Raw genomic sequence first — 22016 nt, 5'->3', positions numbered from 1 at the left:
CACGAAGGCAAGCGCGGCCCTTCGTCCGCCGGGTGCCCGCCGGGCGCTCCTCAGGCGCGGCCCGTGGCCAGCAGGGCGTGGTAGCGGAGCAGGAGGCGGCCGTCCGGGGCGGAGTAACGCGGGGCCAACTCGTCGTAGGCGGCCCTGATCCGGGCGATGGTCTCCGGGCTCTGGCGGCTGATCGCCTGGCCGATCATGCCCACGCCGGCCGCCGCGCCGTTCCACCACTCCTCGGGGGTCGTGACGTGATCCCAGGACACCGGCTCGCAGGAGACGTCGGTGAGGCCGGCAGTGGTGAAGAGGGCGCCGAACCCCTCGGCGGTGCGCGGGAATTCCTCCGCCGGGTCGAGCCGGGGCTGGTCCGCGGGCCGTCGGGCACCGGCCGCCTCGACCGCGCGGTCGAGCAACTCGTGGCCCGCACCGGCCGGGCTGGACCAGATCGTCGCGGCGACGCGGCCCCCGGGGCGGGTTGCGCCGCGCATGGCCGCCACGGTGGCCGCGGGCCGGCCGACGTGGTTGACCACGAAGTTCGCCACCACCGCGTCGAAGCTGTCCGGGGCGAAGGGGAGGTGGGGGAGTACGGCCAGGTGGAATTCGGCGTCGGGTACCTGCTGCCGGGCCAGCTCGATCATGCCGGGCTCGGCGTCGACCGCGGTCACCCGGGCACCGCGGGCGCTCGCCGCCGCCGCGACGGTGCCGACACCCGTGCCCACGTCGAGCAGCCGGGTGCCGGGTCCCGCCCCGACCGCGTCGAGGAGCGCCGGCGCCGTGTGGGCGCAGAGCTTGGCGAAACCGTCCCGGAAGGCCGCGGCGCGCCCCGACCAGATCCGCCGTTCCTCCGCGTCGAAGTCCAACACGCCCGCGGGCTCCCCTCGTCGACGTCCCCGGCCGTCAGGGACCGGCTCCCACGCGACCCTACCCGCGTGCGGTCGCCCCGCGCCGGACGGTCCCCGGGCGGGAAGTCCCGGTCCCCGCTGCCGCGTCGGCCGGCGCCGGCCCCGGAGCGAGTTGGGTCCACCGCCCTCGTCTGCGCAAGCGCGTGACCCGCGCGGCTCGGGGACCGCCGGTCCGAGGCACCCCGAAACCAGGTGACGACCGGGGCGATTCGTCCCGTTGTTCGCCGTCGCGGTCGGAACTTCCCCGCGTAACCGGCGTGTTATGCCCGGGCGGTCAGGGTGGTGGTGAGGCAGGAGGGACGCTCCGTGCGGCCGGCGGGCGTGTTCGGCCGCGGTTCGCCGCTGGTCGAGGTGTCGCTGGACCGCGGGGCGCCGTGCTGCCGTGCATCCCCTCACCCCGGGCCCGCTCCCCGTGAGCGTGCGCTCCCGTCGCGAAAGAGTCCCCATGGGTCCCACCCTCATCAACGGTCTGCCCGCGCACATCCTGCTCGTCCACGTCGTGGTCATCCTGGTGCCGCTGACCGCGCTCGCCCTGGTCGCCGTGGCCGTCCGGCCTGCCTGGATCAAACGGCTCGGGTGGCTGCTGCCCGTCCTGGCCCTGGTCACCCTGGTGAGCGTGCCGCTGACCACGCACGCGGGGGAGTGGCTGGAGAAGCACACCGACAGCGACCCCCTGGTCCGCAGGCACGCCGAGCTCGGCGACACCCTGCTGCCCTGGGTGCTGGGGCTGTTCGTGGTCACGGTCGCCGTCTGGTGGCTGGACCGGCGCACCCCCGCGAGCACCGCCGCAGCCGCCACGGGTGACCAGCAGGGCGCCGCCCAGGGCCTGCTGGCCCGCGTTCCCGTCCGCGTCACCGTGATCGTGCTGGCCCTCGTCGTCGCCGTCGGCGCCGTGGTGCAGGTGTACCGGATCGGTGACTCCGGCGCGAAGGCCGCCTGGCACGACAACTTCTCCGCGCACCCGGTGAGCCACCACTGACGGCCTGTGCGCGGCTCCTCCAGCCGGCGGGAGCCGGCCGCATCGAGGACCCGGCGGCGGGCGCGCCCACGGCCGGGTCCTTCGACGGCCAGCAGATCACGCTCCGCGCCGGGCGTGCCGACTGTGCCGACGCGGTCGGGCAGGTGCCGGAGCCGCAGTCGCCCCACCGGCAACGCCCGATGTGCTCCGCCTCGGCGAGCCCTACACCGCAGCCTTGCGGGGCAGGGCGTCGGCGAGGACCACGCGGTCGCGCGAGGCCAGCAGGCCGGCGCCGAGCTGCGCCACCAGGACCGCCCCGAGTGCGGCCATCGGTGTCGTCCAGCCGCCGGTCAGGCTGTGGATCGCGCCCAAGCCGAAGGGGCCCAGCGCGGCGACGAGGTAGCCGGTGCCCTGCGCCAGGGTGGACAGCGCAGAGGCGTGGGCGGCGTCGGGCGCGCACCAGACGATCAGGCTCAGCGCCAGGCTGATCGCGGCGCCCTGGCCCAGCCCGAGCAGCACCATCCACAGGTACGCGGGGCCGACCGGGGCCACGGCCAGCCCCGCGTAGGCCGCCCCGCACAGCACCACGGTGGCGATCACCACCGGGAGGCGGCGGCTCGGGTGGCGGGCCAGCACCGGGGTGAGCAGGGAGGCGGCGAAACCGGGGAAGGTGGAGAAGGAGAGCATCCACCCCGCCCGGCCGTCGGACATGCCCGAGTCCTGGAGCAGCGAGGGGAGCCAGGACAGCAGCGCGTAGTAGCCGAGGCTCTGGGCGCCCATGAAGACGGTCACGGCCCAGGCGGTCCGGTCCCGGGCGAGGGCGCGCACGCCGGGCCCGCGCAGCCCCGTACCGCTGCCGCCGCGCGCTGCTGGACCGGCCGGTACGGGACCCGGTGCCGCGCTGCTCGCGGCGAGCCGGTGGTCGGCCGCCTGCGCGGCCCGGCGGCTGCCGGTCTGCGGCAGCCAGAGCAGGAAGGCGGCGAGCGCGGGCAGCGCCCACAGCGCGAGCATGTGCCGCCAGCCGGTCCCCAGCACGTGCTCCAGCGGGACGGTCAGGCCGGAGGCCGCCGCCGCGCCGAGGAACAGGCCGGTGGTGTAGAGGCCCATCATCAGGCCGGAACGGTGGGCGAAGTCGTGCTTGATCAGGCCGGGCATCAGCACGTTGGCGACCGCGATCGAGGCCCCGGCGACAACGGTCCCGGTGAACAGCGCGGCCGTGGACGGCTGGAGGCGGGCGAGCACGCCGGCCGCGAGCAGCAGCATCGTCACGCCGAGCAGCCGGTGCATGCCCCAGCGGCGGACGAGCGCCGGGGTGGCGAAGGCGAAGCCGCCGAAGCACAGGACGGGGATGGTGGTGAGCACTCCGGCGGCCGTCGAGGACAGCGGCTGGCCGTGCTCGATGTCGTCCAGGACCGGGCCGACGCTCGCGACGGCGATGCGCAGGTTGACCGCGACCAGCAGCAGCCCCGCGGCCAGCAGCACCGGGCCGCTCCGTCCGGCGCGGCCGGCCCCAGGCGGGGGAGGCGCGGCCCGTACAGGCGGGGCCGCGGCGGCGGTGGCGGAGGCGGACGGGCCGAAGGTGCCGGCCGGGGGCTCGGGGTTCGGGAGCTGTTCGTGCATGCGACCAGTTCACTCAACCGCACGATCGGCCGTCGACCGTTATTCTGACTCATTGTGCCGATATTCCGCCAGCAGGCCGGGGAGCAGACCCACGACCTGGAACACCGCGAGCGCACCCCCGTCCACCGGCACGGCCAGGGCCACCTGATCTACCCGGCGCGCGGAGTGCTGTCCGCCTCCGCGTCCGGGCGGACGTGGATCATCCCGGCCAACCGCACCGCCTGGATCCCCGCCCACTTCGACCACTACCACCGCGCGCACGGCCGTACCGACATGCGGATCGTCTTCGTCACCGCGGCGCTCGCCGTCCAGCTCCCGGACCGACCGGCGGTGCTGTCGACCACTTCGCTGGCCCGCGAGGCGCTGCTGGCGCTCACCGCCCCGGACCCGGCGCCGCGCTCGCCGCAGGCCCGGGACCGGCTGCGGCACGTCGTCGTGGACGAGCTGGGACCGGCCCCCGAGGAGCCACTGCACCTGCCCGAGCCGCAGGACCCGCGGTTGCGCGAGCTGGCCCGGATCATGGGGGAGGACCCGGCGGGCAAGGCGACGCTCGGCGAGCTGGGGCGGGCGATCGGGGTCGGCGAGCGCACCCTCAGCCGGCTCTGCCGTGAGGAGCTGGGCATGGGCTTCACCCGCTGGCGCACCCAACTGCGCGTCCACCACGCCCTGGTGCTGCTCACGACGGGGGCGGGCGTGCTGGAGACGGCGCACGCGTGCGGCTGGTCCAACCCGAGCACGTTCATCGACAGCTTCACCGCGCTGGTCGGCCAGACCCCCGGCCGCTACCGCCGCAACCTGCCCCCGCCGTGAATCCCGTCCTGAACCCGCGCCCCGAGGCCCCCGTCCGCACGGGCCGCTGGGGACCTCTGCCCGGGGGGACTCACAGCCCGAGGTGCACCGGAGTGCCGGGAAGGCCGGTGGTGAGGAGGTCCGTCAGCGGACCGGACAGGTCGCGGGGGGAGAAGAGGTCGCTGCCGTCGTACGCGGCGATGTCCCGCGGGAGCCACCACCGGGCCCCGGTGACGTTCTCGGCCGCGAGCTCCGCGTCGGACAGCGCGCCGCGAGGAGTGAAGTGCGCGGTGCGGACGAGGAAGTAGTCGTTGACCACACCGTCGTAGCCCGGGGCGTGCCCGGGATCGACGACCTCCTGGTGCCACACGTGGGGCGGGTCGGCGTCGAGGCCGAGGCCCACCTCCTCGGCGAGTTCGCGCCGCAGCGCCGCAAGGGGGCTCTCGCCGGGTTCGACGCCGCCGCCGGGGGCTGCCCAGACGACGATCGTCCCGTACGGCTTCGGGATGACGAGCCGGCACAGCAGGACGCGGTCGTCGTGGTCGAGGACGATCGCGCGGACGGCGTGCCGCAGGTGCACTGGGGGCATCCGGCCACGGTATCCGCCCCGCGGCCCTCCCACCGGAGATGCGCGAGGGAAGGCCGAAAGGGCCCCGCCCCAGCCCGCGTTGACCGGGCACCCGCCGCTCATGGTCCAGATCAATCGCCTTCTGCGACAGGGGATGTGTCAGATGAATAGTGTCCGGCTTGTGGTGAACTGATGGGATACCAACGGCCGTTGAGCGGGAGATTCATCAGAGGTCTTCCCTTCCTGTAACGCGGCTGTCATAGTTTCCGCTCAGATGAATCCGACTCATCATGTCGGAGGCGGGTTCGCCGCGTTCGGAGGGCGACGAGCCGGTTCCGGCGCGGGCCACCACGAGGCGGTCGGCCGTACCGACCGCGGCCCGGGCCGCGCCGGACCGCCGCCGGCCCCTTCCTCGCAAGTGATTGGAACTCCGTGTCGATCCCACCCCTCCGGCTCCGCCTGCCCCGGGGCCTGAGAGCCGCCGCGACCGCGCTGGCCGCCTTCTCGCTGGCCGCCGCGGCCGTCCCGCTCGCCGCTGTCCCCGCGCAGGCCCACCCCGGGCCCGCCCCGCTGACCCTCTACGTCTCGCCCACCGGCCGCGCCACGGGCAACGGCACCCTGAAGCACCCCTTCGGCTCCCTGGAGCAGGCCCGCGACCACATCCGGCAGCTGCACCGCCCGGCGGACCGCGACATCGATGTTGAACTACTCGACGGCACCTACCAGTTGAGCAGCACCTTCACCCTGACCCCGCAGGACTCCGCGGCAGACGGTCACCGGATCACCTACGAGGCCGCGCCCGGCGCCCACCCCGTCGTCAGCGGCGGCCGTCAGGTCACCGGCTGGAGCCTGGCCGACCCCGCGCACCACGTCTACAAGGCCCACGTCGGCGACATCGACACCCGCCAGTTGTGGGTGGACGGCAAGCTGGAGACCCGCGCCCGCAGCGGGAAGAACCCGGCCGGGTTCACCAAGACCGCCACCGGCTACACCATCACCGACACCAGCCTGGACGCGTACAAGAACCAGTCCGACATGGAAGTCGTCAGCGCCTGGGGCTGGATGCTCATGCGCTGCCCGGTGCAGTCGATCGTCGGCACCACCATGACGATCCAGCAGCCCTGCTTCCACAACGCCAACCTGCACCAGGGCGAGGAGATCCAGAACCCCACGTGGCTGGAGAACGCCCGTGAGCTGCTGGACACTCCCGGCGAGTGGTACCTCGACAAGAGCGCCGGCGACCTCTACTACATGCCCGAGTCCGGGCAGGACCTGCGCACCGCCACCGTCACCGTGCCGCGCCTGCAGGACCTGGTCGACCTCGACGGCACCGCCGCCCACCCGGTCAGCGGCATCTCCTTCCGCGGCATCACCTTCTCCTACTCCTCCTGGCTGGCGCCGAGTTCGCCCGACGGGATGATCGAGGGCCAGGCCGGCTTCCGGATCGTCGGCAACGACAACCCCGACTTCGACTCCACCCGCCTGAAGTGGGTCAAGACCCCCGGCGCGGTCAACGTCAGCCACGGGCACGGCATCGGCTTCGAGGGCGACACCTTCACCCACCTCGGCGCGGTCGGGCTCAACCTCAACACCGGTACCCAGGGCACCGACATCACCGGCAACGTCTTCAAGGAGATCGCCGCCACCGGCGTCCAGGTCGGCGGCACCGACGTGGTCGACGCCCACCCGAGCGACCCGCGCGACATCACCAAGGACAACACGGTCGCGAACAACGTCGTCACCAACGTCGCCGACCAGTACAACGGCTCGCTCGGCGTCTTCGCCGGCTACACTGACCACACCGTCATCACCCACAACAAGATCTACGACCTGCCCTACAGCGGCATCTCCGTCGGCTGGGGCTGGGGCCTGACCGACAAGGGCGGCGACACCAACTACCCGGGCAACTCCGGCGTGCCGATCTGGGACACCCCGACCATCAGCCGCGACACGATCGTCACCGACAACGAGATCGGCGACATCATGAAGTCGCAGGCCGACGGCGGCGCGATCTACACCCTCAGCGCCGACCCCGGCGGCCTGGTCGCCGGCAACTACATCAACGGCACCACGCCCACCGCCTACGGCGCGATCTACCACGACGAGGGCAGCCGCTACTGGACCAACACCGGCAACGCCCTGTGCAACGTGGGCTACCAGTGGCTCTTCCTCAATCACGGCATGAACATCAAGGTGTCGGACAACTTCACCACCACCTCCGCCTTCAGCACCCAGGCGAACAGCACCGACTCCACCATCACCGGCACCACCGTGGTCGGCGGCTGCGACCAGCTGCCCGCCTCGATCGTCGACAACGCCGGCCTGCAGCCGCAGTACCGGCACCTCGACCCGGACCCGGCGAGCAGCGACCACACCGCGCCCACCGCCCCCGGCACCCCCACCGCCGTCACCGACTTCCCGACCGTGGCGGACCTCAGCTGGCCCGCGAGCACCGACGACACGGGCGTGACCGGGTACGCGATCCGCCAGGACGGCAAGCTCGTCAGCGCCTCCGGCACCACCTCCGTGCGCATCCCCGACCTGACGGCCGGCGCCACGTACACCTTCACCGTCACCGCCCGCGACGCCGCCGGCAACGAGTCGGCTGCCAGCCGCCCGCTGACGGTCACCATGCCCGACGGCACCGACCTCGCCCAGGGCAAGCCGGTCACCGTCTCCTCCTACTCCGACCCGAACACCCCGCAGCTGGCGGTGGACGGCGATCTGAGCACGCGGTGGGCGCAGGGGCTCGGCCTGCCCGACCCGTCCTGGATCCAGGTCGACCTCGGCGCCCAGTACGACGTCACCGGCGCCATCACCACCTTCGAGAAGGCGAGCGGCTACAAGTACCGCATCGAGGTCTCCCCGGACGAGGCGCACTGGACCACCCTGGACGACCACACCGCGGACCCCACCAGCGAGCAGACGAACTACTCCAGCGCCACTACGCCCGTCCACGGTCGCTACGTCCGGCTGACCGTCACCGGCTCCAACTACAGCGGCGGCAGCATCTACGAACTCCAGGTCTACGGCAGCGCCCTGCCGCCGAGCACCGACCACACCGCGCCGAGCGCGCCCGGCACACCCACGGCCACCGCGCTGCTGCCGAGCCTGCTCCAGCTGTCGTGGCCGGCCGCCACCGACGACACCGGCGTCACCAGCTACGCGGTCTACCAGGACGGCAAGCGCATCGCCGTCACCGACGCCACCACCCTGAAGGTGCCGGGCCTCACCCCGCAGACCGCCTACACGTTCACCGTGGTCGCCCGCGACGCCGCGCTCAACGCCTCGCAGCCCAGCCCCGCGCTGGACGTCACCACCCCGTCCGACCACGACCTCGCCCAGGGCAAGCCGGTCACCGTCTCCTCGTACTCCGAGCCGAACACCCCGCAGCTGGCGGTGGACGGCGATCTGAGCACGCGGTGGGCGCAGGGGCTCGGCCTGCCCGACCCGTCCTGGATCCAGGTCGACCTCGGCGCGGTCACCCCGGTCAGCGCGGTGGTCACCACCTTCGAGAAGTCGGGCGGCTACCAGTACCTGCTGGAGTACTCCGCCGACGGCCTGAACTGGTCCACCCTGGACGACCACACCGCGAGCGCCACCACGGCGCAGACCAACTACTCCTTCGCCGGCGACTCCCCGGTCTCCGCCCGCTACCTGCGGCTGACCGTCACCGGCTCCAGCTACAACGGCGGCAGCATCTACGAGCTGCAGGCGTACGGCGGCTTCTGAGCCGCGAGCCGCCCCGGCCACCGGCCGGCCGGACCGCCTCGGTCCGGCCGGCCGCGTGCTTCAGTCGCTCGCGCCCGGCGGGGCGCACTCGATGCCGGGGAACGCCGTGGGCGGCGCGCTTGCCGGCACCGCCGTAGGGGCCTGCCCGGCGGCGGCCTCCTCGTCCGTCCCGCGGGCGGCGTGGATGCGCAGCAGGCCGTCGATGCCGCGGGTCAGGGTCTCGCCGGCCAGGACGGGATCACCGAGGTAGCCGCCGCTCATCGCGCCGTCGCGCAGCATGACGAAGTGCCGCCCGGCGTGCTCGGACTGCGCGGCGGTGATCTCCGCGAACAGCCCGGTGACCGTCTCCAGGAACCACGCGCGGTGCTCGACGACCGCGCGGTGGACCGGGTGGCCGGGGTCGGGGAACTCCGCCGCCGCGTTGAGGAAGGCGCAGCCGCGGTACCCGGGCGAGCGGATCTGCTCGGCCAGGGACGCGCCGATGCCGCGCAGGATGCCGTCGGCGGACGTCCCCGCGGCGGTCAGGGCGCCGATCTGGGCGCGGACCGCACGGTCGACGCTGCCGATGTAGGCGACGGAGAGATCTTCCTTGCTGCGGAAGTGGCGGTAGAAGGTCGCGTTGGTGACGTGCGCCTCGGCGACCAGGCGGTCGACGCCCACCGTGTGGATGCCCTCCGCGTAGAAGAGCTGCCCGGCGGTCCTCAGGAGCCGCTCCCGGGCCGCGGACGTCCTCCTGCCCGTGCCTGCGTCGATGTCCGTCTGTGCCATGTCTCCCATGGTAGTCGGTAGAACGCTCTTTCTTGTTTTCGCGGACGGTCTGTGTCAGGCTGCTCATATAGAGAGAACGTTCTCTCTCCTTTCGCCTCCCTTGGAGACCCCCATGGCATCCGCCGCCTCACCCGAGCACCTCGCCGCCACGCCCGTCCTGCGCAGGCTCTACGTCGTCCGGTTCGCCTTCGCCGCCGCGTGGGCGGTGCTCCTGCTGGTGTCCGGCTCCGACCTCACCGCGGCCACCAAGGTGCTGCTCGTCGTCTACCCGGCCTTCGACGTGGCCGCGGCCGTGCTGGACGCCCGGTCCGCGCACAGCGACGGGCCGGTCAAGGGCCTGTACGTCAACATCGCGATCAGCTCGCTCGCCGCTGTCGGTGTCGCGGTCGCCGGCGCCTCGGGCGTCGCCGACGTGCTGCGCGTCTGGGGCGCCTGGGCGGTGCTCTCCGGGCTGGTCCAGCTCCTGGTGGGCGTCGCCCGCCGGCCGATGGGCGGCCAGTGGGCGATGATCCTCAGCGGCGGCATCTCGGTCCTGGCCGGCGCGAGCTTCATCCGCAGCGGCGCGCAGGACAACCCCTCGCTGACCGCCCTCGCCGGCTACGCCGCCCTCGGCGGGATCTTCTTCCTCGTCTCGGCCGTCCGCCTTCCCCGCCCGGCCCGCAAGGGCTGACCGCGGCGGGGCCGATCGGCCCCGCGTGTCGAGCCGGGCGCGAGCGGCCGCACCATACTGGCGAAACGGGCAAAAAGGTACCCGCGCAGCCAGGAGGAGCACGATGGAAGACCGCGAGCCGGACCGCTCCGGTGCGACCGCGCACGACGCCGGCGGCACCGGGCGGGCACCCCGGAAGCCTTCGGACCTGCCCAGCGGGTCATCGCGGGAGATCCTCAAGCGGACCCTCAAGGAGTACAAGGCCGACAACCTCGCCGACCTGGCGGCCGCGCTCACGTACTACGCGATCCTGGCGGTCTTCCCCGCGCTGCTGGCCCTCGTCTCGATCATCGGCCTGCTGAACAAGCCGACCGCGAAGACGCTGACCGACAACATCACCAGCGTGGCACCCGCCGCCGTCCGTCCCACCCTGACCGGCATCGTCCACCAGGCGCAGGCCGGCGGCGACAGGTCCCTGATCCCGCTGATCCTCGGCGTCGCCGTCGCGCTGTGGTCGGCGTCGGGCTACGTGGCGGCCTTCATGCGGGCCGGGAACGCCGTCTACGACATCGGCGAGGGCCGCCCCGCGTGGAAGACGCTGCCCATCCGATTCGCGATCACCGTCGTCCTCGTGATCGTGCTCGCGGCCATCTCGGTGGGCATCGTCTTCACCGGCACCCTGGCCCGCAGGACCGGCTCCGTCATCGGGGTGGGCGACACGGGGGTGACGGTGTGGAACTACGCCAAGTGGCCCGTGATGATCGTCCTGTTCGCCCTGGTGGTCGCCGTCCTGCACTGGGCCGCGCCGAACGTCAGGCGCACCTTCCCCTGGGTCACCCGGGGCAGCCTGCTCAGCGTCCTGCTCTGGATCGTGGCGTCGGCCCTCTTCGCCGTCTACGTCGCGAACTTCGGCAGCTACAACAAGACGTACGGCACCTTCGCGGGGATCATCATCTTCCTGGTCTGGCTCTGGATCTCGAACATCGCGCTGCTGCTCGGGCTGGAGTACAGCGCGGAGTCGGAGCGGGCCCGGGCGCAGGCGGGCGGCCACCCGGAGGGGAAGGAGCCGTACGTGGAGCCGCGGGACGACCGCAAGCTCTGAGCGGCGGCGGCCGTGGTGCTGCCCGTCAGCCGTAGAGGCGCGCGATGTTGTCCCGCGGCGCCGGCCGGTGCCGCAGGGCGGGCCCCGCGGCGAACCCGGTCAGCTCCCGCGAAGCCCGGCGGGACCGGGCGTTCACCGCCCCGTGCCGTCCGGGTGCTCGGCGCCGTCGAGCAAACCCCGGACCGCGTCGTTGAATCCCGCCGTGTCGGTCAGGCCGAAGGCGACGCGCTGGAGGAGGAAGCCGTGCAGCAGGGCGATCAGGACCCGGGCGCCGCTCTCCGGGTCCACGGTGGGGACGGCGCCCGCCGCCTGTCCGCGGCGCAGGGCGTCGGCGATGCTGCGACGGACCCTTTCGAAGCCTTCCGCGGCGCGGGCGTGCAGGCCGTCGTTGCGCAGCAGTTCCGACCAGGTCTGCACGACGCACTGCAGCAGTTCCTCGACCGGCACCACCTGCCCCGCGGCGTCCGTGACGGTCCCGGCGCCCAGCGCTCGGAGGGAGGCGGCGACCAGGTCGCCGAGGGAAGGGGCGTCAGCGGCCGCGGCCACCTGCTCCATCGGCTCGAAGATCAGCCGGAAGGCGTCCGCGGCGATGGCCAGGATGATCTCCTCCTTGCTCGCGAAGTAGCGGTAGGGGGCGCCCGCGGAGACACCGGCCGCGGCGGCGATGTCCGGCATCGAGGTCTGGTGGAAGCCGCCCCGCGCGAAACACCGGCGCGCCGCCGCCACGATCTCGGCGCGCTTGGCTTCCCGGCGCTCGGGCGTGATGCGCGGCATGGCCGGCCTCCCTCAACGTAAATGATCGTTCACCTTGACAGGGAACTCTATCGGGTCCACCGTAAAAGTGAAAGGTCATTCACGGAAGCGAGGATCGTGATGAGCAGCGAGCTGACCATCGGCACCTACCGGTACGAGCACACCGAGGCACTCTTCGACGGCCGCGTGACGATCGACGGGGTGGACGCCACCCTTGAGACGGAGGCCCTGGTCTCGGACCTCTTCCGGCAGATGCTCGAAGGCCGCTACGACATAGCGGAGCTCGGCCTGACCTACTTCCTGCGCACCTTCGACCTGCAGGACGCGCCGTTCATGGCGCTGCCGATCTTCCCGAACCGCAACTTCCGGCATTCCGCCGTCTTCGTGAACACCGAGGCGGGGATCGAGAAGCCGCAGGACCTGGCCGGCAGGACGGTCGGCGAGTTCGCGCTCTTCGGACATGACGCCGGGGTCTGGCCCAAGGGCATCCTGTCGGACGAGTACGGCGTCACCGTCGACCAGTGCCGCTGGGTCATCGGCGGCACCGACCACCCCATCCCCGCGTTCGACTGGCTCCCGCAGCCGGTGCCGGACGGCGTGGACGTGCGGCACGCCGAGGACGGCCGGACCCTGGGCGCCATGCTCGAATCCGGGGAGATCGACGCGCTCATCTCGGTCGACGTGCCCCAGGCCATGCTGCGGGGATCCACGAAGATCGCCCGGCTCTTCCCCGACTACGAGAACGTCGAGCGCGACTACTACCGGCGCACCGGGATCTTCCCCCCGATGCACCTCGTCGCCGTCCGCAAGGAGCTGGTGCACCGCACCGAGGACCTGCGCTCGGTGTACCGCGCCTTCGCCGAGGCCAAGGAGCTGGCCGCACGCGCCTACGTCGAGGACGCCGCGAAGCAGCACATGAGCCTGGTGACCCCCTGGTTCAGCAGCCTGTTCGAGCGCAACCGCAGCCTGCTCGGCGAGGACTGGTGGCCCTACGGCCTGCGCGCGAACCGCAAGGCGGTCGACACCTTCCTGCGCTACCACCACGAGCAGGGCCTCTCCGAGCGCCTGCTGACCAGCCGGGACATCTTCGTCCCCGAGTTCCTCGACACCTAGAAGACTGACGAAGCTTCCTTGCCGATTCCGGCGTCAGGAACGCGAGCATTCCGGCGGCCCTGGTCGATCTCCTGGGCAAACCGATCGCCGAGGCCGGCGCCCTCTGCATCCCCACCGCGGGATACGGAGGCCCTGTCGAACACCCAGCAGTCTGTGCCCGGCAGGCAAACTTCGTCGCCTGGTCCCGGGGAAGCCACCGCACCTGCTGCCCGCCCCGACGCTGGCGCGGGTCCGGTAGCGCTCCCACCGGATGTACTCGGTCACGCGAGGACGCGGCCCAGTCCGGTGACATGACCGACGCCTTCGGCGGCCAAAGCAACGGGCTGTGCGGTGCGGCATGGCCGGGCACACTGTGACCGGCAATCGGACTGCACTACGGCCGGGTCGGTTTCCGGGTTGAAGTGCATGACGAACGCCCGGACGTGGACCAGGAGTGGGACGAGATCGTCGAGGCGCCGTACCGTCGGGGCGCTTCGCTGATTCCGCCGGCCGAGCTCAAGGAGAAGCTGGGGGTCGATTGAGATGGCCGGACGTGCTCACGGCTTGCGGCAAGTCGCTGTTGTCGTCCCGACCTCGTCGTGACGTTCGGGAGTTGTGGCCTCGCGCCGTAGATCGCCGACGGCGGTGGCTCCGAGGGAACCGCAGGTCCGCTGGACGCGGATGTGTCGGCGCCCGGAAGGCGGTGAAGCCGAGGTCGCAGGTCTCTGCGTGGTGTGAAGGGCTTGGCCCGTCAGCGTTGCCGGTGGACCACCACCGAGTCCTTGCCGTCCTCGCGGACCGTCACCGATTTCGTCAAGGACCGCTGACCTGTCAGGAGATGGCCGCAGCAGGCCGCCGGGGTAGCCGCCGTCGGCCCAGGACAGCTCCACGGCGGCGGGCAGCGGCCACTCGCCGGCAGACGACGGCGCAGCCGATGCTGACGACAGCCTGGCGGATGTCGTCACGCGTCTCCCGGCGGATTTGCACGGCGCAGAACCCCCGCAGCCGCGCGACCGTACCTGCCACCACCCGATGTGCACGCCGGGGCCGGTGCCGATGCTGGTCACGGGCAACTCCACGACCGCCACTCAAGGTTGAACACTGCTACGGGGATCCACACCGCCCACTGGCCGATTTTCTGACGATCCGACGGACAGGGAATCCGGAGAACTCCACGGCCCTTGTTCCGATCGTTCTTCAATAGTCAAGAGCCAGGGAGCTCCTTGTGCGTATTTTGTTCAGTGCCGTTCCGGCCTCGGGTCATGTGCTCCCCCTGCTTCCGCTGGCCGATGCCGCGGAGCGGGCCGGACACACGGTCGGGCTGCTCTCGGGGCGGGGTGCCGCAGCGATCCTGCCGTCCATGGACGTGTTCGAGGTCGGTCCGTCCATCTTCGAAGCGATCGCGGAAACCGGTCGTCGCCTCGGTGGCGACCAGGACGGGACCAAGCCCGGTCCCGGAGCGGCGGAGTTGTTCGGCGCGGTTCGCCTCAGCGGTGTCGTGGACGAAGCAGTCGAGGTCGCGCGCCGGTTCGCGCCAGATCTCATCGTGCACGACACCGTCGACACGGTGGGACCGCTGATCGCCGCGGTGCTCGGTGTCCCCCTGACCGAGCATCGCATCACCGGCCCGATGCCCAAGGAACTGCTGCAGGCGATTGCGGATCGTGCGAGTGCCGAGTACTCGGCACGCAACGTCGCTCGCCCTGCGCCGATCGCGGTGGTGGACCCGTATCCGGACGCACTTCTCACGGAAGCAGAATGCGACGACACCCCCGGACGCCTCCCGCTCCGACCGGAACCCCACAGCGCGTCGGGCGCCGAACGCCCCCTGCCCGAGCCTGACGGGCCGGTCGCCGCGGTGACGCTCGGTACCTCGGTCCAGGACACCGCCGCGATGAAGTCGCTGGTGGAATCGATCGCGAGTTCCGAGATATCCGTGCTCGCCACGGTCGAGCCGGGCACGCTCGATGTCGACGACAGCGTCCGGCACATGGTGCACGAGGTCGGCTTCGTACCGCTCGCCCGGCTGCTGCCCGGGGTGGACGTTGTGGTGAGCGCGGGAGGATCGGGCACGCTGCTGGCCGCTCTGGCGCTGGGGAAGCCCCAGGTGATCCGGCCCTTCATCGCCGACCAGCCCTGGAACGCGCGGCGTGCGGCCGACCTGGGCATCGCGGTCCAGATCGAGGACCCCACATCAGCCGGGGTCGCGACGCGTCAGGTGATCGACGATCCGTCGTACTCTCGCAAGGCCGAGGCGATCGCGAGGGAACTCGTCAACCTCGATGACGCGGACCAGGTGCTCAAGATTGTCCTGGCCCGGCTCTGAGCGACCATCTGCCGGACGGGTGCCGAGCGGACGACGACGCACCGAACGGCACCGGCGGCTCGCCCTGCTTCGGTGGAACGCCGCAGCAGGGCGAGGCCGCTGATCAGAGGGGTGGAACCGGTGACGCAACCGGGGCAATCAGGCTCACAGCGGCGGGGGTTCGGCGACTCCTGGCAGCTTGTCGCCCCCAGCCCCCGCATCTGCCGGGGCACCGCGGCCGGCATCATGCGATGAACTGGTCGAACTGGCGCAGACGACGCCAAGCGATCGCCCGCCGCTGTCACTGTCCGCGGCGCGGTCGCACGATCGAGGGGCAGTCTCCGGGAGACCGCCCCTGACCATTCGACGCCCCGCCATACTCCGCCCGCCCAGCTGAACCCGCAGGTCAGGACGCGAAATACTGCTGGAGTACCAGCCGCAACCACCGCGGGCGAAATCACCCGCCGGTGCCGCGGGGGGAGAGAGGAAGCATGCGCTCGCGCATCCACCGCTGCGTGGGCGGCAGTCGGCCCCGGCTTTGAGGGGCGGCGGGGCGGCGAGGCTTCGGCGGGCGGCGGCCGCTCTCGGGGGCGGGAGCATCGATCGGGGCGGCTCCGTCCGGCCGCGCTGCTTGCGAGGCGGTGCGCGGGGCAGACGACCCGTGTCGTGTCCCAAATGGTGAGGGGTGGTGGGCCCGTGCTCGTGGCGGATCGGTACCGGCTGGACGGCCTGCTCGGGCAGGGCGCGATGGGCGAGGTGTGGCGGGCCCTCGACCTCATGCTGGACCGCCCGGTGGCGGTGAAGCTCCTGCGCAGCAGCCAGGCGGCGGGCGTCGGCGCCGAGCGGTTCCGGCTGGAGGCGCAGACAGCGGCGCAGCTGAGTCACCCCAATGTCGTCACCGTGTACGACTTCGGGTCCGACGCGCTGCGGCACTACCTGGTCATGGAACTCGTCAACGGCCGCAGCCTGGCCGAGGAGCGGCGGATGCGCGGGGCGCTGGACTCCCGCAAGGCCGCTGCCATCGCCGCGCAGGCGGCTGCCGGGCTGGCCGCGGCGCACCGCCGGCGGGTCGTCCACCGCGACATCAAGCCGGCCAACGTCATGGTCGCCGTCGACGGCACCGTGAAGATCACCGATTTCGGCATCGCCCGCTTCGCCGACGAGACCGCGGCCACCCTCACCGCCACCGGCGAGATCGTCGGCAGCGCCGCCTACCTGCCGCCCGAACGCGCCATGGGCCGCCCGGCCCAGGACGCCTCCGACATCTACTCGCTGGGATGCGTGCTCTACGAACTGCTCACCGGCCGGCCCCCGTTCACCGGGGACACCGTCCTGTCCGTCCTGCGGAGCCAGGTCGAGGCCGCCCCGCCGCCGCCGGCCCTGCTACGCCCCGGCATCCCGGCTCCGCTCGCCGACTTCACCGTGCGGATGCTGGCCAAGGACCCAGCCGAACGCCCCACCGCGGAGGAGGCCGCGGCCTGGCTGGACCGCGCCCGCCTCAACGCGCCGGACGGCGCGGCACCGATCCTCCTCTCCGCGCCACCGGTGGCCGCGGCCGCACCGCCCGGGCCCCCATCGCCCGCCGCCACACCGTCCGTGGCCGGGCCCACGCTGCCCATGGCCCACCACGCGGCGGCGCCCGACCGGGCGAGACGGCCGGGCGCGACGAAGAAGCTCCTCCTCGTGGGGGGCCTGGCCGCCTTCGCCGCGGCGGCGGGAACGGGCGCGGCACTCCTCACGCACGACACTTCAGCGACCCTGCCCCCGAAGGCGTCGACCACGGCCCCCGCGACGGCGTCCGCGTCCCCCAAGGCCCGCCCCACGACGGCGTCACCGGCCTCGACCACCTCGGCCGCCGCATCGTCGTCCCCTCCGGCCACCTCGTCGGCTCCCCGTAAGCCCGCGGCCGGTCCCGGCCCCGGCCACGCGAAGAAGCCCAAGCCTCCCAAACCCCCCAAGGACCACGGCCCCGCCCATCGATCGGCGCAGGACCCCGCGCACGCATCGGCACGCGGCCCCGCGCACGCCCCCGCCGCCGCCCCCGGCCCCGCCCGCTGAGACAGCACCCGTGCCGGGCCCACGTGCGGCCACCGGAGCGGGCATGATGTTGCTGCTATGGACACCACCGAGAATGACGATGTGCGCATGCGCGTACGGGACCTCGTGGCGCGCTACCGGCGAGGGGACCTGAGCCTGGAGGACTTCGAGTACCGGCTTGAGTCCCTGCTGGGTCAGCTCAGCGGTGTCGATCGGGATCAGGACCGGGCGCTGCGGGGGATCGTCAACGCGCTGGAGGTCATCCGCTTCACGCACCTGCCCGAGTCACAGCTTCAAGCTGTCGACGCGTCGATGATGCAGCTGGAGCGGATCATGGCCGAACTCCCGTGATCGGGGTCGGCGTTCGGCAGCGAAGGCTGGGAACGGTGTGTGCTCGGCCTCCGTGCGGGCGGTTGCGGTGTCTTGACGCCGGGGGGAGGCCGCGCCGGCGGCGATCGGCGGGCCCCCCGCTGAGACGGCGTTGGCGCGGTCTCCGGGGCCGTTGCAGGCGATACGCTTGGTGGCCGGTTGGGCCCGTGGGGTGTGCGGGTCCGGGAGAAGAGGGTGAACGGTGTCGGGTGAGACGGCTTCCGCAGTGGACCGCAGGGTGCGGGTCCAGGGGGTTCCGGTGGACGCGTACCCGGACCTCGCGCCCGAGGCCGCACGCGGCAGGTACCGCCGTATCACGGTGGTCGGCGAGCAGGTGCTGGACCGGCCCTGCCACCCCGTGACCGAGTTCGGGACCGACGAACTCCGCACGCTCATCGACGACATGTTCGTCACCATGTACATCGCCGAGGGCGCGGGGCTGGCCGCCAACCAAGTGGACGTGCCGCTGCGGCTGTTCGTCTACGACTGCCCCGACGACGACGGGGTGCGGCACGTCGGCCACATCGTCAACCCGGTCCTCGACGAGCAACCGACCGGCGGCCGCCACCTGTTGGAGGAGTCCGAGGGGTGCCTGTCGGTCCCCGGCGCCCGCAAGAACGTGCTGCGCCCCGAACGGGTGGTGGTCCGCGGATCGGACATCGACGGCAACCCCCTGGTCATCGAGGGGACCGGCTACTTCGCCCGGTGCCTGGAGCACGAGACGGACCACCTCGACGGCCACCTCTACCTGAGTCGGCTCGACAAGCGCCAGCGCAAGGACGCCCTGCGCCAGATGGGCTCCCTCCGTGAAGAGGTGTACGCCCGCCGCCGCGAGAACGGCACGAAGCTCGGCGTGGAGGTCGTCGAACCGTAACTCCCGCGGAGTGGCCCCCGCGCCCCGCAGGGCAACCCCGGCCATCGGCCCCGGGTGCCCGGACGCTGGGTCCGGGCACCCGGGGCGGGACCCTAGAAGCGCAGGGCCGTCAGGCCGTTCGGGGAGCCGAGGCCCGTGGGGGCGTCGTAGCCGCGGACGGCCGCGCACATCGTGCTGGTGGCCGGGCACTCCTGGCCGCTGCCCGGGATGCTGACGCTCGGGCCGCCCACGACGTCGTTGAGGTCGGCGCGGTGGGCGTACAGGCCCGCGGCGCTGTCGATGCCCGCGGCCGGGCCGGCCATCACGTACATCGCCCCGACCAGCGGGGTGGCCGCCGAGGTTCCGCCCGCGCGCAGCCAGCCGCCGGGCAGCTGGTCGGCCGGGTCGGGCGTGCTGTCGTAGACGGCGAGCCCGGTGAAGGGGTCGGCGTCGGCGGAGACGTCGGCGACGGTCCGGCCGGGGCAGGCCGCGTCGTGCTGCCACGCCGGCTTGTCGATGTGCGCCGAGCAGGCCGCCCCGGCGCCGCTGGGCCGCTGGTCCGGGCCCCAGGCGGTCTCGCTCCAGCCGCGCCGGCTGCTGTCGCGGGCCAGCGAGGTGCCGCCGACGGCGATCACCGAGGTGAGGTCGGCCGGGTAGGGGGCGTCCAGCTGGAAGCCCGAGTCGCCCGAGGCGGCCAGGATCGGCACGCCCGGGTGGTCGTAGGAGGCGCTACGGGCCGGCAGGCCGTCGGTGGCCGACAGGTCGTTGTCGATGACGGCCGTCTCCGGGGCGCTGTAGCTGTTGGAGACGGCGTCGGCGCCCAGCCGCACCGCGGTGTCCTCACTGTCGGCGAGCGACGCCGTGTCCGCTCCGTCACCCTCGACCAGCAGGATGCGGCAGTCGGGGCAGGCCGCGGAGACGGCCTCGACGTCGAGGCTGATCTCCACCGCCCAACTGGGGTTGGCCGCGGGCAGCGGCGCCGCCGCGCCCTGCTCGTTCACCTTGCGGAAGCAGCCGTCGGCGCCGGTGCAGGGTGGCAGGCCGTAGGTGGAGCGGTAGACGGCGAGGTCGGCCTCCACGGTCGGCGCGTCGTAGGCGTCGACGATGCCGATGGTGCGGCCCGCGCCCGCGTGGGCCCGCACCGCGGCGGCCAGGTTGTAGGCGGACTGGATGTCCGCGGGGCCGTAGCCGGCCGGGAGCGCGGCCTTGTCGCGGGCGGTGAAGGCGCGCTCCGTCGACGCGGTGGGTATCACCTCGGCCTGGCAGGCGAGTTGGCCGGGCGGCGGGGTGGTGCAGACGGCCACGGGAGCGGCCGCCGTGCCGGTGTCCGGCGGGCTGTCGGCTCCGGAGGAGGCGGGGGAGGCGGCGGTGAGGAGGCCGAGTACGGCCGCGGCGACGGCGGTTGCCGCCGCCAGTCGCCGCGGCAGTCGCCGGCGGGAGGCGGGAGAGGGGGTGGCGGTGCCCGCGGGCACGCCGGTCGAGGGTGTCACTGGGGGCTCCTGGGAGGCTGGGCTCGTCACGGTCGTCACGGTCGTCACCGCACCCGGTAGGCGCTCGGCAGCACCTGGTCGATCCGGCTGCCCTGGCTGTCCCAGGCCGCGAGCTGGAAGGAGACGGTGCCGCCCTCGGCCGCGGCGGGGACGGTGAGGTCCGCGCGGTAGCTGCCGCCGGTGCCCGTCAGGTGCAGGGGCTGCCAGGTCGAGCCGCCGTCGTAGGAGACCTGGAGCCGGGCACCGGAGACGGCGGGTCCGGTGGCGAACTGCTGGCGCGTCACCGTGAGGTGCACGGTGTTCCGGCCCGGAGCGAGCTGGTGCTGGACGTCCCCGCCCGCGTCGAGCGAGGCGTAGAGCAGCGGCAGCGGGGCGCAGGAGTCGACCGGCCCGGCGCAGTGCACGCGGGACGGGAGGGCCGGGCCGTGCCCGGGGTCGGCGGTGAAGCTCCACACGGTGTCCGTGCGGGGCGAGAGTGTGCCGCCGCCGCGGACGCTGTGCTCCTCCAGCCGGTAGTCGGCGCGGCCGGTGGGCACGGGCGCGCTGGTCTCGAAGAGGCCGTCGGAACCGGTGGCGAGCAGTTCGCCGTCGCGGCTGAGCGAGACGCTGTCGGTCTGGTCGAAGCCGGTGCCGAGGGTGCCGGGGGTGCTGTCGCCGTCGGGGCCGATGGCGAAGACCATGGTGTCGGCCGAGGCGCAGGCGGCGCAGTAGACGGCGCCGGTGCCGCGGTCGCTCTGCCCGCCCGGGTGCGGGACGCCGCCCTCCCAGGTCTCGGCGGTGCGGGTGCCGGGCAGGTAGCGGGTGTCGGCGCCGGTGAGGGTGGTGAACGTCTGCTCGTCCTCCACCTGGGTACGCCAGTTGAGCCCGGCCGGCGAGCTGTAGTACTCGGTGCGGACGGTGCCGGGGGTGAGGAACTCGAAGCCGGTCGTGGTTTGCACGCCCGCCGTCGCTGCCCACACCGGGGTCACGTTGTCCACCAGCAGGTCGATGCCGCTCGCGCCCGCGGGCGCGGAGTACGTGCGGGTGACCGTGGCCAGCGAGGACGGGCTGACCCGGTCCGGGTAGGAGCCCGGCAGGTGGTCGAAGGCGTCCGCGACGTGGTACGCGTACGGCTCCGGCGCGCCGGCGGGGGAGGCGAGGTCGAAGGTGGCGACGGCCTCGAACCTGCCGTGGCGCACCGGGTCGGTGGTGTTGAGCGTGATGCCCGAGGGCGCGGAGCCCATCTGCTGGAGCTGGAGCACCGGGCCGGCGGCGTCACCGGAGGGCGTGCCGTCGCTGCGGTAGAGCGACAGCTCGGTGTTGGTGAGCTGCGCGGCCCGCGGGGTGGCCGGGACGGGGATGGTGTGCGTGGCGGTGCGGGCGTCCATCGTGAGGGCGGTGCCGTCCGCCACGGCCACCTCGGGGGCGACGGTGATGTGGGAGCCGTCGACGTACACGGCCTCGTAGTGCCCGGCGGGGACCGCGATCTTGAAACTGCCGCGGGTGACGCCGAACAGCTGGTCGGCGTAGGTGGTGTGGTCGGCGCCGATCAGGAACACCAGGCCCTGGAAGGCGGGTTGGCCCTCGGGGTTCACCAGGTGCACGGTCAGGCGGGCCATGGTGTACGAGCCGGCGCCGGTGGCGCCGCGGGTCCTCGCGGGGGCGAACGCGGCCCCGCCGCAGTGCTGTTGGGCGAGCGCGGTGGTGTCGTACGCGGCCAGGCCGGCCGTCCCGGCGCGGGCGGCGGCGTCGGCGGGGACGAGGTACTGGTGGCCGTTGCTGCGGAAGGCGAGCATCAGCCGGCCGGAGGCGGCGGCCGGGTCGGCGAGGCGGGCGCCGGCCGCGGTGACGTCGGCGGTGAGGCCGCCGGGCAGCCGCACCTGGCAGTGCGCGGCGGCGGCCGAAGCGGCGGGCGCGGCCGTGAAGGCGGCCGGAGGGCTGTTCTGGGCGGAGGAGGAGGGGGCGACGAACAGCCCGCAGGCGGCGGTGAGGGCGAGGGCCCACAGCGCGCTGCGGCGGCGATGGGGGAGGAGACGTTTCGGCAGGTGCCTCAAGG

Annotated in this window: 17 protein-coding genes; 10 read left to right on the top strand and 7 right to left on the bottom strand. The window is 73.0% G+C overall.

Annotated features, from left to right (window positions below; genetic code table 11):
• Positions 1 to 50: 50 nt before the first annotated feature.
• Positions 51 to 857 carry a class I SAM-dependent methyltransferase gene (locus BLR33_RS35565; protein ID WP_093782660.1) on the bottom strand — a complete coding sequence of 269 codons (807 nt, stop codon included), beginning with the start codon at positions 855 to 857 and terminating at the stop codon, positions 51 to 53.
• Positions 858 to 1341: 484 nt separating this feature from the next.
• On the opposite strand from BLR33_RS35565, the gene BLR33_RS03215 reads away from it, so the two are divergent.
• The gene (locus BLR33_RS03215; protein ID WP_093782659.1) at positions 1342 to 1875 is read left to right on the top strand and encodes a DUF2231 domain-containing protein; all 534 of its coding nucleotides are present in this window, start codon (positions 1342 to 1344) and stop codon (positions 1873 to 1875) included.
• 201 nt (positions 1876 to 2076) lie between these two features.
• Here the strand turns inward: BLR33_RS03215 and BLR33_RS03210 are convergent, their stop codons facing one another.
• Positions 2077 to 3474, bottom strand: a complete 1398-nt coding sequence (locus BLR33_RS03210; protein WP_093782658.1) for a CynX/NimT family MFS transporter — start codon at positions 3472 to 3474, stop codon at positions 2077 to 2079.
• Between the two features lie 54 nt (positions 3475 to 3528).
• On the opposite strand from BLR33_RS03210, the gene BLR33_RS03205 reads away from it, so the two are divergent.
• The gene (locus BLR33_RS03205) at positions 3529 to 4284 is read left to right on the top strand and encodes an AraC family transcriptional regulator (protein WP_093782657.1); all 756 of its coding nucleotides are present in this window, start codon (positions 3529 to 3531) and stop codon (positions 4282 to 4284) included.
• Positions 4285 to 4354: 70 nt separating this feature from the next.
• Here BLR33_RS03205 and BLR33_RS03200 read toward each other — a convergent pair whose 3' ends face one another.
• Positions 4355 to 4852 (bottom strand): NUDIX domain-containing protein, encoded by a 498-nt coding sequence (locus BLR33_RS03200; RefSeq protein ID WP_093782656.1) that lies wholly within the window; start codon positions 4850 to 4852, stop codon positions 4355 to 4357.
• A gap of 411 nt (positions 4853 to 5263) precedes the next feature.
• On the opposite strand from BLR33_RS03200, the gene BLR33_RS03195 reads away from it, so the two are divergent.
• Positions 5264 to 8563 carry a discoidin domain-containing protein gene (locus BLR33_RS03195; protein WP_093782655.1) on the top strand — a complete coding sequence of 1100 codons (3300 nt, stop codon included), beginning with the start codon at positions 5264 to 5266 and terminating at the stop codon, positions 8561 to 8563.
• Positions 8564 to 8623: 60 nt separating this feature from the next.
• Here the strand turns inward: BLR33_RS03195 and BLR33_RS03190 are convergent, their stop codons facing one another.
• Positions 8624 to 9340, bottom strand: a complete 717-nt coding sequence (locus BLR33_RS03190) for a TetR/AcrR family transcriptional regulator (protein ID WP_093782654.1) — start codon at positions 9338 to 9340, stop codon at positions 8624 to 8626.
• Positions 9341 to 9443: 103 nt separating this feature from the next.
• Between BLR33_RS03190 and BLR33_RS03185 the strand changes: the two genes are divergently transcribed.
• Both BLR33_RS03185 and BLR33_RS03180 read left to right on the top strand, forming a co-directional pair.
• On the top strand, positions 9444 to 10001 hold the full coding sequence (locus BLR33_RS03185) for a hypothetical protein (protein ID WP_093782653.1): 558 nt from the start codon (positions 9444 to 9446) through the stop codon (positions 9999 to 10001).
• A 103-nt stretch (positions 10002 to 10104) separates the two neighbouring features.
• A complete protein-coding gene (locus tag BLR33_RS03180) occupies positions 10105 to 11082 on the top strand; it encodes a YihY/virulence factor BrkB family protein (RefSeq protein ID WP_093782652.1) in 978 nt (325 codons plus the stop codon).
• Between the two features lie 132 nt (positions 11083 to 11214).
• On the opposite strand, the gene BLR33_RS03175 is transcribed toward BLR33_RS03180, so the two are convergent.
• Positions 11215 to 11856, bottom strand: coding sequence for a TetR/AcrR family transcriptional regulator (locus BLR33_RS03175; RefSeq protein ID WP_093782651.1), 642 nt, complete (start codon positions 11854 to 11856; stop codon positions 11215 to 11217).
• A gap of 99 nt (positions 11857 to 11955) precedes the next feature.
• On the opposite strand from BLR33_RS03175, the gene BLR33_RS03170 reads away from it, so the two are divergent.
• The 5 genes from BLR33_RS03170 (at position 11956) to def (ending at position 18512) form a co-directional block, all read left to right on the top strand.
• Positions 11956 to 12948, top strand: a complete 993-nt coding sequence (locus BLR33_RS03170; RefSeq protein WP_093782650.1) for a substrate-binding domain-containing protein — start codon at positions 11956 to 11958, stop codon at positions 12946 to 12948.
• Between the two features lie 1204 nt (positions 12949 to 14152).
• Positions 14153 to 15253, top strand: coding sequence for a glycosyltransferase (locus tag BLR33_RS03165; RefSeq protein WP_143031613.1), 1101 nt, complete (start codon positions 14153 to 14155; stop codon positions 15251 to 15253).
• Positions 15254 to 15928: 675 nt separating this feature from the next.
• Positions 15929 to 17290, top strand: a complete 1362-nt coding sequence (locus BLR33_RS03160; RefSeq protein WP_245771114.1) for a serine/threonine-protein kinase — start codon at positions 15929 to 15931, stop codon at positions 17288 to 17290.
• 57 nt (positions 17291 to 17347) lie between these two features.
• Positions 17348 to 17620, top strand: coding sequence for a hypothetical protein (locus BLR33_RS03155; protein ID WP_093782647.1), 273 nt, complete (start codon positions 17348 to 17350; stop codon positions 17618 to 17620).
• Positions 17621 to 17897: 277 nt separating this feature from the next.
• Positions 17898 to 18512, top strand: a complete 615-nt coding sequence (gene def / locus BLR33_RS03150; protein WP_322987085.1) for a peptide deformylase — start codon at positions 17898 to 17900, stop codon at positions 18510 to 18512.
• A 92-nt stretch (positions 18513 to 18604) separates the two neighbouring features.
• On the opposite strand, the gene BLR33_RS34995 is transcribed toward def, so the two are convergent.
• The gene (locus BLR33_RS34995) at positions 18605 to 19981 is read right to left on the bottom strand and encodes a S53 family peptidase (RefSeq protein ID WP_245771113.1); all 1377 of its coding nucleotides are present in this window, start codon (positions 19979 to 19981) and stop codon (positions 18605 to 18607) included.
• 44 nt (positions 19982 to 20025) lie between these two features.
• Positions 20026 to 22014 (bottom strand): hypothetical protein, encoded by a 1989-nt coding sequence (locus BLR33_RS03140; RefSeq protein WP_093782645.1) that lies wholly within the window; start codon positions 22012 to 22014, stop codon positions 20026 to 20028.
• Positions 22015 to 22016 lie beyond the last annotated feature (2 nt).

The organism is Actinacidiphila guanduensis, assembly GCF_900103985.1.
Lineage (GTDB): Bacteria > Actinomycetota > Actinomycetes > Streptomycetales > Streptomycetaceae > Actinacidiphila > Actinacidiphila guanduensis.
This window is presented reverse-complemented; position numbering and strand designations above follow the sequence as displayed.

Bases quoted from the DNA above. Each gene is read 5' to 3' on its own strand.
- BLR33_RS03180 (WP_093782652.1), top strand. From the start codon at position 10,105: ATGGAAGACCGCGAGCCGGACCGCTCCGGTGCGACCGCGCACGACGCC.
- BLR33_RS03170 (WP_093782650.1), top strand. From the start codon at position 11,956: ATGAGCAGCGAGCTGACCATCGGCACCTACCGGTACGAGCACACCGAG.
- BLR33_RS03175 (WP_093782651.1), bottom strand. From the start codon at position 11,856: ATGCCGCGCATCACGCCCGAGCGCCGGGAAGCCAAGCGCGCCGAGATC.
- BLR33_RS03210 (WP_093782658.1), bottom strand. From the start codon at position 3,474: ATGCACGAACAGCTCCCGAACCCCGAGCCCCCGGCCGGCACCTTCGGC.
- BLR33_RS03155 (WP_093782647.1), top strand. From the start codon at position 17,348: ATGGACACCACCGAGAATGACGATGTGCGCATGCGCGTACGGGACCTC.
- BLR33_RS03190 (WP_093782654.1), bottom strand. From the start codon at position 9,340: ATGGGAGACATGGCACAGACGGACATCGACGCAGGCACGGGCAGGAGG.
- BLR33_RS03215 (WP_093782659.1), top strand. From the start codon at position 1,342: ATGGGTCCCACCCTCATCAACGGTCTGCCCGCGCACATCCTGCTCGTC.
- BLR33_RS03185 (WP_093782653.1), top strand. From the start codon at position 9,444: ATGGCATCCGCCGCCTCACCCGAGCACCTCGCCGCCACGCCCGTCCTG.
- BLR33_RS03200 (WP_093782656.1), bottom strand. From the start codon at position 4,852: ATGCCCCCAGTGCACCTGCGGCACGCCGTCCGCGCGATCGTCCTCGAC.